Origin of the sequence: Pseudorhodoferax sp. Leaf274 (genome assembly GCF_001422445.1) — a bacterium.
Classification (GTDB): domain Bacteria; phylum Pseudomonadota; class Gammaproteobacteria; order Burkholderiales; family Burkholderiaceae_C; genus Pseudorhodoferax.
On record NZ_LMNA01000009.1, the window covers coordinates 83,393 to 97,363 of the forward strand.

The 13,971-nt window shown below is 70.5% G+C and carries 12 protein-coding genes and 1 pseudogene; 8 read left to right on the top strand and 5 right to left on the bottom strand.

Annotated features, from left to right (window positions below):
* Window positions 1–2: 2 nt before the first annotated feature.
* From ASF44_RS13170 to ASF44_RS13185, 4 genes and pseudogenes are all read left to right on the top strand, one after another.
* Window positions 3–965 (top strand): aspartate carbamoyltransferase catalytic subunit, encoded by a 963-nt coding sequence (locus tag ASF44_RS13170; protein WP_056899690.1) that lies wholly within the window; start codon window positions 3–5, stop codon window positions 963–965.
* A gap of 2 nt (window positions 966–967) precedes the next feature.
* Window positions 968–2,263, top strand: coding sequence for a dihydroorotase (locus ASF44_RS13175; protein WP_056899691.1), 1,296 nt, complete (start codon window positions 968–970; stop codon window positions 2,261–2,263).
* 4 nt (window positions 2,264–2,267) lie between these two features.
* Window positions 2,268–3,014, top strand: coding sequence for a 1-acyl-sn-glycerol-3-phosphate acyltransferase (locus ASF44_RS13180; protein ID WP_056899692.1), 747 nt, complete (start codon window positions 2,268–2,270; stop codon window positions 3,012–3,014).
* 14 nt (window positions 3,015–3,028) lie between these two features.
* Window positions 3,029–3,675: pseudogene (locus tag ASF44_RS13185) on the top strand (aspartate/glutamate racemase family protein).
* A gap of 73 nt (window positions 3,676–3,748) precedes the next feature.
* Here ASF44_RS13185 and ASF44_RS13190 read toward each other — a convergent pair.
* Window positions 3,749–4,819, bottom strand: a complete 1,071-nt coding sequence (locus ASF44_RS13190) for an ABC transporter ATP-binding protein (RefSeq protein WP_056899693.1) — start codon at window positions 4,817–4,819, stop codon at window positions 3,749–3,751.
* Between the two features lie 91 nt (window positions 4,820–4,910).
* On the opposite strand from ASF44_RS13190, the gene ASF44_RS13195 reads away from it, so the two are divergent.
* Window positions 4,911–6,524, top strand: coding sequence for an iron ABC transporter permease (locus ASF44_RS13195; protein WP_056899694.1), 1,614 nt, complete (start codon window positions 4,911–4,913; stop codon window positions 6,522–6,524).
* A 3-nt stretch (window positions 6,525–6,527) separates the two neighbouring features.
* Here the strand turns inward: ASF44_RS13195 and infA are convergent, their stop codons facing one another.
* The 4 genes from infA to ASF44_RS13215 all read right to left on the bottom strand — a co-directional run bounded on the left by infA (window position 6,528) and on the right by ASF44_RS13215 (window position 9,310).
* Window positions 6,528–6,770, bottom strand: a complete 243-nt coding sequence (infA, locus tag ASF44_RS13200) for a translation initiation factor IF-1 (RefSeq protein ID WP_056899695.1) — start codon at window positions 6,768–6,770, stop codon at window positions 6,528–6,530.
* 207 nt (window positions 6,771–6,977) lie between these two features.
* Entirely contained in the window at window positions 6,978–7,424 is a 447-nt protein-coding gene (locus ASF44_RS13205; protein WP_056899696.1) for an HIT family protein, read from the bottom strand.
* A 49-nt stretch (window positions 7,425–7,473) separates the two neighbouring features.
* Window positions 7,474–8,316: a dienelactone hydrolase family protein gene (locus ASF44_RS13210; RefSeq protein WP_056899697.1), complete on the bottom strand. Its 843-nt coding sequence runs from the start codon at window positions 8,314–8,316 to the stop codon at window positions 7,474–7,476.
* Between the two features lie 100 nt (window positions 8,317–8,416).
* Window positions 8,417–9,310, bottom strand: a complete 894-nt coding sequence (locus ASF44_RS13215) for a LysR family transcriptional regulator (RefSeq protein WP_056899726.1) — start codon at window positions 9,308–9,310, stop codon at window positions 8,417–8,419.
* A gap of 104 nt (window positions 9,311–9,414) precedes the next feature.
* On the opposite strand from ASF44_RS13215, the gene ASF44_RS13220 reads away from it, so the two are divergent.
* From ASF44_RS13220 to ASF44_RS13230, 3 genes are read left to right on the top strand one after another with little or no spacing between them, the layout of a single operon-like run.
* Window positions 9,415–11,532, top strand: a complete 2,118-nt coding sequence (locus tag ASF44_RS13220; protein ID WP_056899698.1) for a 3-hydroxyacyl-CoA dehydrogenase NAD-binding domain-containing protein — start codon at window positions 9,415–9,417, stop codon at window positions 11,530–11,532.
* 38 nt (window positions 11,533–11,570) lie between these two features.
* A complete protein-coding gene (locus ASF44_RS13225) occupies window positions 11,571–12,758 on the top strand; it encodes an acetyl-CoA C-acyltransferase (protein WP_056899699.1) in 1,188 nt (395 codons plus the stop codon).
* Window positions 12,759–12,766: 8 nt separating this feature from the next.
* Window positions 12,767–13,963: an acyl-CoA dehydrogenase family protein gene (locus ASF44_RS13230; RefSeq protein WP_056899700.1), complete on the top strand. Its 1,197-nt coding sequence runs from the start codon at window positions 12,767–12,769 to the stop codon at window positions 13,961–13,963.
* Window positions 13,964–13,971: the final 8 nt, after the last annotated feature.

Genomic DNA, 13,971 nt, shown 5'->3' on the forward strand with positions numbered 1-13,971 from the left:
GCATGCTGGCCAGAGGCAACCCCCAACTCAACAAGCACGGCGAGCTGATCCACCTGCTCTCCATCGAAGGCCTGCCCAGGGACATCCTGACGCAGATCCTGGACACCGCCGCCAACTTCGTCAGCGTGGGCGACCGCGAGGTCAAGAAGGTGCCGCTCTTGCGCGGCAAGAGCGTGTTCAACCTGTTCTTCGAGAACAGCACGCGCACGCGCACCACCTTCGAGATCGCGGCCACGCGGCTGTCGGCCGACGTGATCAACCTGGACATCGCGCGCTCCTCTGCCGCCAAGGGCGAGTCGCTGCTGGACACCATCGCCAACCTGTCGGCCATGGCGGCCGACCTGTTCGTGGTGCGGCACAGCGAATCGGGCGCGCCCTACCTGATCGCCCAGCATGTGGCGCCGCACGTGCATGTCATCAACGCCGGCGACGGCCGGCACGCGCACCCCACGCAGGGGCTGCTCGACATGTACACCATCCGCCACTACAAGAAGGACTTCAGCAACCTCACGGTGGCCATCGTCGGCGACGTGCTGCACTCGCGCGTGGCGCGCTCGGACATCCACGGTCTGACCACGCTGGGCTGCGCCGAGGTGCGCGTGGTCGGCCCCAAGACCCTGGTGCCCGGCGACATGGCGCAGATGGGCGTGCGCGTGTGCCACACGCTGGAAGAAGGCATCAAGGACTGCGACGTGGTCATCATGCTGCGGCTGCAGAACGAGCGCATGAGCGGCGCGCTGCTGCCTTCCAGCCAGGAGTACTTCAAGAGCTTCGGCCTCACGCCCGAGAAGCTGGCGCTGGCCAAGCCCGACGCCATCGTCATGCACCCAGGGCCGATCAACCGCGGTGTGGAGATCGACTCGGCCGTGGTCGACGGCAAGCAGGCCGTGATCCTTCCGCAGGTCACCTTCGGCATCGCCGTGCGCATGGCGGTGATGGGCATCGTCGCGGGCAACGAGGCATGAGCATGAAGACGCTGATCCAAAACGGCCGCGTGATCGACCCGGCCTCGGGCCGCGACACCACGGCCGACATCGCCATCGCCTCGGGCCGCATCGTGTCCATCGGCCAGGTCTCGGCCGAATTCAAGCCCAACCGCACCATCGACGCCAGCGGCCTGGTGGTCATGCCCGGCCTGGTGGACCTGTCGATGCGCCTGCGCGAGCCCGGCCACGAGCACGAAGGCATGCTGGAGAGCGAGATGGCCGCGGCCGTCGCCGGCGGCGTGACCAGCCTGGTCTGCCCGCCCGACACCGACCCCGTGCTGGACGAGCCCGGCCTCGTGGAGATGCTCAAGTTCCGCGCCGAGAAGCTGCACCAGGCCCGCGTGTTCCCGCAAGGCGCGCTCACGCGCAACCTGGCCGGCGAGGTGCTGACCGAGATGGTCGAGCTGACCGAGGCTGGCTGCATCGGCTTCGGCCAGGCCGAGGTGCCGCTGGCCAACACCCAGGTGCTGCAGCGCGCGCTGCAGTACGCGGCCACCTTCGGCTTCACCGTGTTCCTGCGCCCGCAGGACCGCGACCTTGGCAAGGGCGTGGCCGCCAGCGGCCCGCTGGCCACGCGGATGGGCCTGTCGGGCGTGCCCGTGATCGCCGAGACCATCGCGCTGCTGACGATCTTCGAACTCATGAAGGTGACCGGCGCGCGCGTGCACCTGTCGCGCATCTCCAGCGCGGCCGGTGTCGAACTCGTGCGCCAGGCGCGCGGCGCGGGCCTGGCCGTCAGCTGCGACGTGAGCATCAACTCGCTGCACCTGACCGACCAGGACATCGGCTACTTCGACAGCCGCGCCCGCGTGAGCCCGCCGCTGCGCCAGCAGCGCGACCGCGATGCGCTGCGCGCCGCGCTGGCCGACGGCGTGGTGCAGGCGCTGGTGTCCGACCACACCCCGGTCGATGCCGACGCCAAGACCCTGCCCTTCGCCGAGGCCGAGCCTGGCGCCACGGGCGTCGAGCTGCTGCTGAGCCTGGCCCTGAAGTGGGCCGACGAGCAGGGCGTGCCGCTGCCGCAAGCCCTGGCCACGGTGACGAGCCAGCCGGCCGCGCTGCTGGGCAGTGCGCTGGGCACGCTGCAGGCCAGCCTGGGCCAGCTGGTCGAGGGCGGCGTCGCCGACGTCTGCGTGTTCGACCCCGCCGCGCGCTGGACCGTGACCGACGCCGCGCTCAAGAGCCAGGGCAAGCACACGGCCTTCACGGGCTACGAACTGCCGGGCCGCGTGCGCTGGACGCTGGTCGGCGGCCACCTCGCCTACGACGCAAGCTGAAGCCATGCGCCACGCGCGTGCGCTGTGGCGCCTGCTGCGCCTGATCGGCCATGGCACGGCGGGCCTGTGGACCATCCGCACCCGCTTCGCCGGCTGGGAGCCGCGCCAGCGCGAACAGGCCGTGCAGGCCTGGGCCGCGCGCGTGCTGGCGCTGTCCGGCATCCGGCTGGACGTCGGCGGCCAGGCCATGGCCGCGGGGCCGGTGCTGCTCGTGGCCAACCACATCTCCTGGCTGGACATCGTGGTCATGCACGCGGCCGGCTACTGCCGCTTCGTCTCCAAGGCCGACGTGGCGCACTGGCCGCTGATCGGCAGCCTGGCCACGGGCGCGGGCACGCTCTACATCGAGCGCGCCTCTCGCCGCGACGCCATGCGCGTGGTGCACCACATGCGCGACCGGCTCGTCGCCGGCGACGTGGTGGCGATCTTTCCCGAAGGCACGACCGGCGACGGCCGCACGCTGCTGCCCTTCCATGCCAACCTGGTGCAGGCCGCGATCAGCGCCGACGTGCCGATCCAGCCGCTGGCGCTGCGCTTTGCGGACAGCGACGGCGCGACCAGCTTCGCGCCCAGCTTCGTCGGCGACGAGACGCTGGTCGGCTCGGTCTGGCGCACGCTGGCGGCAGATGGCCTGGTGGCCCAGGTGCGCTATGGCGCGCCGCAGGAGCACGGTGGGCGCGACCGGCGCGCCTGGGCACAAGCGCTGCACGACAGTGTGGCCCGCCTGCGCCAGGAACTCGGCCACCGCTGACACCAAGGAATGCCATGCCGCGCATCGCGCTGATCCACGCCCTCGCCCACTCGGTCGCCCCCATCAACCACGCCTTCGAGCGCGATTGGCCGCAGGCCAGCGGCATGAACCTGCTGGACGACAGCCTGTCGGCCGACCTGGCCATGAACGGCCGGGGGCTGGATGCGGCCATGCATGCGCGCTTCCAGGCGCTCGCACAGTACGCGGTGGACACCGGCGCGCAAGGCATCCTGTTCACCTGCTCGGCCTTCGGCCCCTGCATCGAGGCCGTGGCGCGGCGCCATGCCGCCATCCCGGTGCTCAAGCCCAACGAGGCCATGGTCGAGGAGGCGCGCAAGGCCGGGGCACGCTCGGCCTGATCGCCAGCTTCGCCGGCACGCTGCAATCCATGCCGCCCGAATTCCCGGACGCGGTGCCGCTCGAACTGGCGCTGGCCGACGGTGCGCTGGATGCGCTGAACGCCGGCGACACGGCCCGCCACGACGCGCTGGTGGCCGAACAGGCCCGCGCGCTGGCCGCGCGTGGCTGCACACGCATTGCGCTGGCGCAGTTCAGCATGGCGCGGGCGCGGGCGGCCTGCGCGCAGGCGACCGGCCTGCCCGTGTTGACGACGGTGGACAGCGCCGTGCGCGCGCTGCGGGCGCGGCTGCCGGCCGGGTGACGCCGCGGCCTGCGGCACCGGCAGGCCGCCGGATGTGCACGACGGGAACGGCCCGCCATCGCGGGCCGCGCGTCTAACCGCCCCGCGGAAACATCACCACATGGTCAAGATCCGCCCGCACCCCGATCCACTCCCCGATCCGGTGGTCATGGTGGCTCGGCACATGCGCCAGCACGGTCTCGCCCGAGGCCAGCCTCAGTGTGTAGAGGAACTCCGAGCCGCGGAACGCCTTGCGGATCACCTCGGCCTTGACCGGCGCGGCGTCGTCGTGCACCACGTCGTCGGCACGCAGCAGCAGGTCCTGCGGGCCGCCTTGCGCGAGGCTGGCAGCGGCCTGCGCTGCGGCCGCGCCATTGACCGGGCCCAGCGGCGTTTCCAACAGCAGGCGCCCATCCACAGTCGAGACAGTGGCCGGCGCGAACACCCCATGGCCGATGAAGTCGGCCACGAAACGCGTGGCCGGCCGGTGGTACAGCGTGTACGCATCGGCCCACTGGTGCAGCTGCCCCTCGTGCATGACACCGATCGCGTCGCCGATGGCAAAGGCCTCGAGCTGGTCGTGCGTGACGAACAGAGCCGTGGTCTTGGCCGCCTTCAAGATGGCCCGCACCTCGTGCGCGAGCCGCTCGCGCAGCTCCACGTCGAGGTTGGAGAAGGGCTCGTCGAGCAGCATGAGCTGCGGCCGCGGCGCCAGTGCGCGCGCCAGCGCCACGCGCTGCTGCTGGCCGCCGGACAGCTCGTGCGGCGCACGCCGCTCGGCGCCGCCCAGGCCCACGAGTTCCAGCACCTCGGCCACGCGCGCAGCCCGTTCGGCCTTGGGCAGGGCCGACAGGCCGAAGCCCACGTTGCGGCCCACGTCCAGGTGCGGGAACAGCGCGTAGTCCTGGAACACCATGCCGATGCGGCGCTGCTCGGCCGGCAGCTGCAGGCCCGGCGCGCTGACCGGCGTGCCGGACAGGCGGATCTCGCCGCCCTGCGCCGGCTCCAGCCCGGCCACGGTGCGCAGCAAGGTGGTCTTGCCGCAGCCCGAGGGGCCGATCAGCACGCCGATCTCGCCGGCCGCGAGGCCGAAGCCGACATCGGCAACCGCCGGCCGCGCGCGGCCGGCGTACTGCACGACCAGGTGGGAGACATCCAGGAACATGGCAAGGATTGTAGGCAGCGCGATGCGTACAATTCTCATCTCCCCAGGGCGCCTGCCGCCCGTCCCACTTCCCCCTCCGTCCTGCACCCTCATGCCCCGCCGCTGGCTGTCCCTGCCCTGCATGCTGCTGGTCGCGGCACTGCTCACGCTGCCGGTGCTGTCGGTGCTGGCGTCCTGGGCGCAGTGGAGCACCGAGACCGGCCAGATCCTGCGCGAGTTGCGCCAGACAGTGCTGCCCGGCTACATCGCCACCACGCTGGGCCTGGCGGCCATGGTCGGGGCCGGCGTGGTGCTGGTGGGCACGGGCGCCGCGGCCTGCGTGACGCTGTTCGACTTCCGCGGCCGGCGCACGCTGGAATGGGCGCTGCTGCTGCCGCTGGCCATGCCGGCCTATGTGGTGGCCTACGCCTACACCGACTTCCTGCAGTTCAGCGGTCCGGCCCAGACCTGGCTGCGCGAGAGCTTCGGGCTGCGCGGGCGCGTGCTGCCCGAGGTGCGCAGCCTGGGCGGCGCGGCCGTCGTGTTCACCTTCTCGCTGTACCCCTACGTCTACCTGCTGGCCCGCACCGCGCTGGCCGAGCGCGCCGCGCACCTCATGGAGGCCGCGCGGCTGCTCGGCGCGCCGCTGGCCCGGCGCATCCGCCAGGTCGCGCTGCCGATGGCGCGGCCGGCCATCGCGGCCGGCACGGCGCTGGCGCTCATGGAGACGCTGGCCGACTTCGGCGTGTCCAGCTACTTCGGCATCCAGACCTTCACGGCCGGCATCTACAAGGCCTGGCTGGCGATGGACAACCGCATCGCCGCGGCCCAGCTGGCCACCATGCTGCTGGTCTTCGTGGTGCTGCTGCTGGGCCTGGAGCAGCGTGCCCAGGCGCGCATGCGCTTTGCCAGCACACGCGGGCGCGCTGGCAGCCACGACGGCCGGCCCCAGGTGCTGACCGGTGGGCGCCAGCTGCTGGCGCAGGCGCTGTGCGTGTTCCCGGTGCTGATGGGTTTCGTGCTGCCCGTGGCCTTCATGCTGCGGCCCCTGGCGGCCGACTGGTCGGTGCTGCCCTGGGACCGCTTCGTGCAATGGGCAGGCAACAGCATCTGGCTGGGCGCGCTGACCTCGGCGATCGCCGTGGCGCTGGCGCTGTTCCTGGCGTTCTGCGTGCGCCGCACGCCGCAGCGGCTGCAGCGCGCCACCGTGCAACTCGTGGGGCTGGGCTATGCCGTGCCGGGTGCGGTCATCGTGGTCGGGCTGCTGCTGCCGGTGGGCTGGCTGCAGCAGGCGATGCCGCAGCTGGGCGCTGCCTACTGGGTCACGGCCACGGCGCTGGGCATCGTCTGGGCCTACCTGGTGCGCTTCTGCGCGGTGGCGCTGCAGTCCATGCAGAGCGGCTACGCGCGCATTCCGCAGAGCTTCGACGATTCGGCGCGCATGCTGGGCACCGGCGGCTTCGGGCTCATGGCGCGCGTGCACTGGCCGCTGCTGCACCGCTCGGCCGCCGCCGCCGGACTGCTGGTGTTCGTGGACGTGATGAAGGAGCTGCCCGCCACCATGGTGCTGCGGCCCTTCAACACCGACACGCTGGCCGTGGTGGCCTACCAGTTGGCCCGCGACGAGCGGCTGGGCGAAGCCGCCCTGCCCTCGCTGGCGCTGGTGCTGGTGGGCCTGCTGCCGGTGGTGCTGCTGAGCCGCACCCTGCGCAGCAAACCCGCCTGAGACTCAGCGCGGGCCGGGCCCGCGCGAATCGAGGTGGCGGAACTTGATGCGGCCCTTGGTCAGGTCGTAGGGCGAGAGTTCCAGCGTCACGCGGTCGCCCGCGAGGATGCGGATGTGGTGCTTGCGCATCTTGCCGGCGCTGTAGGCCACGAGGCTGTGGCCGTTCTCCAGCGTCACGCGGTACCGCGAGTCGGGCAGCACTTCCTCGACCATGCCGGTCATTTCGATGAGGTCTTCCTTGGCCATCGTCAGCTTTCGGTCTGTTTTGCCTTCCAGCCCGCCGCGCCAAGCCCGGCAGAGCCATCCATCGGTTGAATATCTTGTTGCCCGCTGCACACCGCACCGGCGGCGAGGCCGCCTTGTGCAGGCCACAGCGTACAAATGCGGGCGAAAGTTTAAACAGATGGCCGGCGGAAAACGTTGCGGGGCCGACACAGCCGTCCTTCAAGTTGCTCAGGCGGGTTGCAATGCAGCGCGCAGCCGTGCCGCGTAGTCCTGCAAGACGGCGCCGCCCGGCTCCTTGCGCGGCCAGGCCAGCGCCATGCCATCGTCTTCGTGGCGTGGCAGCACGTGCAGATGGAAATGGAACACCGTCTGCCCGCCGACCGGGCCGTTGGCCTGGAACAGCGTCATGCCGGGCGGGGCGAACACCGCCTGCGCGGCGTGGGCCACGCGCTGCGCGGCCTGCATCACGGCGGCAGCTTCCTCGGGCGTGATGTCCAGCAGCGTCACGGCGTGGCGCTTGGTCGCCACCAGCACATGGCCCGGGTTGACCTGGCCGATATCCATGAAGGCGACGGTCAGCTCGTCCTCGCAGACCTTGGCGGACGGGATCTCGCCCGCCACCAGGCGGCAGAACAGGCATTGGCCGGGCGGCGAGTGGTCGACGAACATGGGCATGCGGGTGGTCTCCTTCGCGGCGCATGGTAGCGGCGCCCGCAGCCCAGGCTCAGACCAGCGCCTTGCTCAACGTCGCCAGCAGGCGCGTCCAGGCACGCTCGGACTGGGCGGCGTCGTAGACCCGCGTGTCGGGCGGGCACCAGCCATGGGCCGCGGGGTACACCTCCACCTCGGCCGGCAGCTTCGCGCTCTCCAGCGCCGCGCGCAGGGTGGCCTTGGCTTCTGGGTCCTTGGTGTCGTCGTTCTCGGCCACCGCGATCAGGTAGTGCGCCTGCGTCTGGCCCACCAGGCGGTGCGGGCTGTCGGGCGCGGGCGTCACCATGGCGGCGCCATGGAAGCTGCCCACCGCGCCGACGCGGCCCGGCGCCACGGTGGCCGTGCGCACCGCGATCGGCCCGCCCATGCAATAGCCGGTGGTGCCCATCTTGCGCGTCTTGTCCACCTCGGCCTGGGCGTCGAGCCAGGCCACGAAGGTTTTGCCGTCGGACAGGTGCATGGCCGGCGTCAGGGCCTGCATGAGCGGCATCACCTCGGCGATCGGCGTCTGGCCGCCCTGCGCCGCGGTGGGCGCCTTCTTCTGGCGGTAGAAGGGGTTGACCACCAGCACGCTGTAGCCCGACTCCGCCAGGCGCCGCCCCATCTGCCGGAAGGCGGGGCGCAGGCCGAACACGTCGGGCCACACCAGCACGGCGGGCGCAGCGCCCGAGGTGGGGGCGACGAAGTAGGCGTCGCAGCTGCCGTCCGGCGTGGTGATGACCACGTCGCGTTCGGCCACGGCCACGGCGTTGGCCACGCCGGGCAGCACGGCCAGCAGGCCGGCGGACGCGGCCCACGCACCGAAGTCGCGGCGGGTGTACTTGTTGAGCTCTTCCTGGTCGTTCAGATCGCACATGCCTGGCTACCTCCATTGAAGAAAAAGGCACGGCAGCTTATGCGATGCAGCCGGCCAGCGCACACCACGGGGCTGTTTCTGCGGCCCACCATCGAGCCGGCTAAGCCGCTTCCCGCGCCCGCTGCAGGACGTACTCGATGAACGTCGCCATCGCCCGCGTGTGGTGCCGGTTCGGCATGTACAGCAGGTGCATGCGCGTGCCGAAGATCGACAGCCGCCAGGCGTCCAGCGCCGTCACCACGCGTCCTTGCGCCAGCAGGTCGCGCACCGTGTAGTCGGGCACCAGGCCCACGCCCAGGCCGGCGAGCACGGCCTCGCGCAGGAACATGAAGTTCTCCGAGATCAGCGTGGGCTCGATCAGCACCTCGTGCCGCTCGTCCTCCTGGTAGGCCGCCAGGCGCAGCTGCTTGCCGATCACGGCGGCCGTCAGCAGCGGCGTGTGCTGCAGGTCTTCCAGCCGCTGCGGCAGGCCGGCGCGTTCGGCATAGGCACGCGAGGCGCAGGCGATGAAGCGCACCGGCCCCAGGTCGCGCGCCACCAGGTTCTGCGGCGGCTCGGACAGCACGCGCACGGCCACGTCGACCTCGTCGCGCATGAGGTCTTCCACGCGGTTCTCGAACAGCACGTCGAGCACGATGGCCGGGTACTGGCGCTTGAACTCCAGCAGCCAGGGCGACATGGCCAGCTGCCCGTAGCCGCTGGGCACCGACAGGCGCACGCGGCCACCCAACTCCTGCCCGAGCGTGGCGATGGATTCGCGCGCGGCCAGCAGTTCGTTCTGGATCACGCGGCCGTGTTCGTAGAGCTTCAGGCCGATCTCGGTGGCCTCGAGCCGGCGCGTGGTGCGGCGGATCAGCTGCTGGCCAATCGCGCGCTCGACCTGGTTCAGGTGGTAGCTCACGTTGGCCCGGCTCATCTTCATGCGGCGCGCGGCCTCGGCCAGGTTGCCGGCGTCCAGGATCTGGACCAGCAGCGTCAGGGACTGGACATCCAGGCTCATTGTTCGAATCGGCTTGACGGTGTGTTTGAAGTCTATGCCATTGTCAAATCGAAATCGCGAACGAACAATGCCCGCTCCCCAACCCGAGGAGACAAGGCATGGCGAACTCGCCCGAAGAACAGGTGGTGCGCACGCAGCTGCACGGCAAGATCCTCCTGGTCACCGTGGACAACCCACCCGTCAACGCCCTGGGCGCGGCCGTGCGCCGCGGCCTGCTTGAGGCCATGGAACGCGCCGAGACGGACGCCGCCGTGGCCGCCGTGCTGATCGTGGGTGCCGGCAAGAGCTTCATCGCCGGCGCCGACATCCGCGAGTTCGGCCTGCCGCCGCAACCGCCGCTGCTGACCGATGTCTGCAAGCGCATCGAATCCTCGAAGAAGCCCGTCATCGCCGCCATCCACGGCGCCGCCCTGGGCGGCGGGCTGGAGGTGGCCATCGCCGCGCACTACCGCATCGCCGTGGCCAACGCCAAGCTCGGCCTGCCAGAGGTGCTGCTGGGCCTGCTGCCCGGCGCCGGCGGCACGCAGCGCGCCCCGCGCCTGGTGGGCGCCGCCGCCGCGCTGGACATCATGCTGAGCGGCCGCCACGTGGGCGCGGCCGAGGCCTTGAAACTGGGCCTCATCGACCGGCTGGCGCAGAGCGACGACACGCTGGCCGAGGGCCTGGCCTACGCCCAGGAACTGCTGGCCGCGCACGCCGGCCCGCGCCGTTCGCGCGATGCCGCGGGCCTGGCCGACGTGCAAGCCAGCCGTGCCGCCATCGCCGCCGCGCGCGCCGAGCAGGGCAAGAGGGCGAAGAACCTGTTCTCGCCGCACCGCATCGTCGACGCCGTCGAAGCCGCGCTGGACAAGCCTTTCGACGAAGCGCTCAAGTACGAGCGCGAGCTGTTCATGCAATGCCTGGCCAGCCCGCAGCGCGCCGGCCTGATCCACGCCTTCTTCGCCGAGCGCGACGTGGCCAAGGTGCCCGAGGCCGCGGCGGCCGAGCCGCGCCCCCTGACCCGCATCGGCGTGGTCGGCGGCGGCACCATGGGCGCCGGCATCGCCGTGGCCGCGCTGGACGCCGGCCTGCCCGTCGTGATGGTCGAGCGCGACGACGCCTCCATCGCCCGTGGCCGCGCCAACGTCGAGAAGGTCTACGACGGCCTCGTCGCCAAGGGCCGCATGACGGCGGAAGCCAAGGCCAAGGTCATGGCGCGCTTCAGCGGCTCGACCGATTACGCCGCCTTTGCCGACGTGGACCTCGTCATCGAGGCCGTGTTCGAAGACATCGAGGTCAAGAAAGCGGTGTTCCGCGAGCTCGACCGCGTCTGCAAACCCGGCGCCGTGCTGGCCACCAACACCTCGTACCTCGACATCGACGCGATCGCCGCCAGCATCGCCCGGCCGCAGGACGTGATCGGACTGCACTTCTTCTCGCCGGCCAACATCATGAAGCTGCTGGAGATCGTGGTGCCCGCCCAGGTCGCGCCCGACGTGGTGGCCACGGCCTTCGCGCTGGCCAAGAAGCTCAAGAAGGTGCCCGTGCGCGCCGGTGTCTGCGACGGCTTCATCGGCAACCGCATCCTCGCGGTGTACCGCCAGGCCGCCGACCACCTCATGGAAGATGGCGCGAGCCCCTACGCCATCGACGCGGCGGTGCGCAACTTCGGCTACCCCATGGGGCCGTTCCAGGTGTCGGACCTGGCCGGCGGCGACATCGGCTGGGCCACGCGCAAGCGCAAGGCGGCCAAGCGCGATCCGAAGGCCCGCTACGTGCAGGTGGCCGACCGCATCTGCGAACGCGGCTGGTTCGGCCAGAAGACCGGCCGCGGCTGGTACCAGTACCCGCAGGGTGCGCGCACGGGCGTGGAAGACCCCGAGGTGCTGGCCATCGTCGATGCCGAACGCCAGCGCGCGGGCATCACCCCGCGCGCCTTCAGCGAGGACGAGATCATGCGCCGCTACATGGCGGCCATGGTCAACGAAGGCGCCAAGGTCGTGGCCGAGGGCATCGCGCTGCGCCCGCTCGACGTGGACGTGACCTTCCTCTACGGCTACGGCTTCCCGCGCTTTCGCGGTGGCCCGATGCAATACGCCGACCAGGTGGGCCTGCCGAAGATCCTGGACGACATCCAGACCTTCGCCAAGGAAGACCCGCTGTTCTGGCAGCCCGCACCGCTGCTGCAGCAGCTGGTGGCCGAAGGCCGCAATTTCGCCAGCCTCAACAAGTCCTGATCCCCTTCCCGTCACAGACCACCACCGGAGACTCTCCCATGCGCGAAGCCGTCATCGTTTCTACCGCCCGCACGCCACTGACCAAGTCGCACCGCGGCGAATTCAACATCACGCCCGGCCCCACGCTCGCGGCCTTCGCCGTCAAGGCTGCGGTCGAGCGCTCGGGCCTGGACCCGGCGCTGATCGAAGACCTGATCATGGGCACCGGTTACCCCGAGGGCACGACGGGCCGCAACGTCGGCCGCCAGGTCGCGCTGCGCGCCGGCCTGCCGCTGGAAGTGGCGGGCCTGACGGTCAGCCGCTTCTGCGCCTCGGGCCTGCAGGCGATTGCCAGCGCGGCCGGTGCCATCGTGGCCGGCGCGCCGGCCATGGTGGCGGGCGGCGTGGAAAGCATCTCGCAGATCCGCACGCGCAGCGCCACCGACGCCGGCGACTCGGGCATGGACCCCTGGCTCGTCGAGCACAAGCCCGCGCTGTACATGGCCATGATCGAGACGGCCGACATCGTGGCCGCGCGCTACCACATCAGCCGCGAGGCGCAGGACCGCTTCTCGGCCGAGAGCCAGCGCCGCACCGAGGTGGCGCAGAAGTCCGGCATCTACGCCGACGAGATCGTGCCCTGCACCACCACCATGGCCGTGACGGACAAGGAAACCAAGGCCGTCACGCACCGTGAAGTCACCGCCACGGTGGACAACTGCAACCGCCCCGGCACCACCTACGAAGCGCTGGCCAAGCTGCAGCCCGTGCGCGCGCCCGACCAGTTCATCACGGCCGGCAACGCCTCGCAGCTGTCCGACGGCGCATCGGCCTGCGTGATGGTCGAGGCCAAGGAAGCCGAACGCCTGGGCTTGAAACCCCTGGGCGCCTTCCGCGGCTTCGCCGTGGCCGGCTGCGAGCCCGACGAGATGGGCATCGGCCCGGTCTACGCCATCCCCAAGCTGCTCAAACGCCACGGCCTCACCGTGGACGACATCGACCTGTGGGAACTCAACGAGGCCTTCGCCTCGCAGGCGCTGTACTGCCAGCAGCAGTTGGGCATCCCGCACGAGAAGCTCAACGTGAACGGCGGCGCGATCTCCATCGGCCATCCCTTCGGCATGACGGGCGCACGCCTGGCGGGCCACATTCTGCTGGAAGGCCGCCGCCGCAAGGCCAAGTACGCCGTCGTGTCGATGTGCATCGCCGGCGGCATGGGCGCCGCCGGCCTGTTCGAAATCTACTGAGCCACACCATGGACTTGAACTTCACGCCCGAGGAACACGCGTTCCGCGACGATGTGCGCAGCTTTCTCAAGGACAAGCTGCCGAAGCGCATCGCCGACAAGGTCAAAGCCGGCCAGCGCCTGACCAAGCAGGACCAGGAGGAGTGGCACGCCATCCTGCAATCGCGCGGCTGGCTGGCCTACCACTGGCCCAAGCAGTACGGCGGCCCCGGCTTCACGGCGGTCGAGAAGTTCATCTTCGACACCGAATGCTGCCTGGCTGGCGGCCCACGCATCGTGCCCTTCGGCGTGAGCATGCTGGGCCCGGTGCTGATCAAGTACGGCAGCCAGGCGCACAAGGACTACTACCTGCCGCGCATCCTCTCGGGTGCGGACTGGTGGTGCCAGGGCTATTCAGAACCCGGCGCGGGCTCGGACCTGGCCTCGGTCAAGACCACGGCCGTGCGCCAGGGTGACCACTACATCGTCAACGGCCAGAAGACCTGGACCACCCAAGGCCAGCATGCCGACATGATCTTCAGCCTGGTGCGCACCGACCGCGAGGCCAAGGCCCAGTCGGGCATCAGCTTCCTGCTCATGGACATGAAGGCGCCCGGCGTGGAGCTGCGCCCGATCCGCACGCTGGACGGCGACCGCGAGGTCAACGAGGTGTTCTTCACCGACGTGAAAGTGCCCGTGGAGAACCTGGTCGGCGAGGAGAACAAGGGCTGGACCTACGCCAAGTACCTGCTGACCTACGAGCGCACCGGCATCGCCGGCGTGGGCTATTGCGTCGCCACGATGGAAAAGCTCAAGGTGATCGCCGCCAAGGTCCTCAAGAACGGCAAGCCGCTGGACCAGGACCCGCTGTTCGCCGCGCGCATGGCCAAGGTCGAGATCGACCTGGAGAACATGAAGACCACCAACCTGCGCGTGCTGTCGGCCACGGCCCACGGCGCCGTGCCGGGTGCGGAAAGCTCCATGCTCAAGATCCGCGGCACCGAGGTGCGCCAGGAGATCCTCTCGCTGATCCGCCGCGCCATGGGCCCGTATGCCGCGCCCTACATCGAGGCCGCGCAGTACGAGGGCTACACGGGCGAGCCGCTCGGCCCGGACGCGGCCGCCACGGCCGCGGCCAGCTACTTCAACTACCGCAAGCTGTCGATCTTCGGCGGCTCCAACGAGATCCAGAAGAACATCATCTCCAAGATGATCCTGGGCCTGTGAGCAGGGAA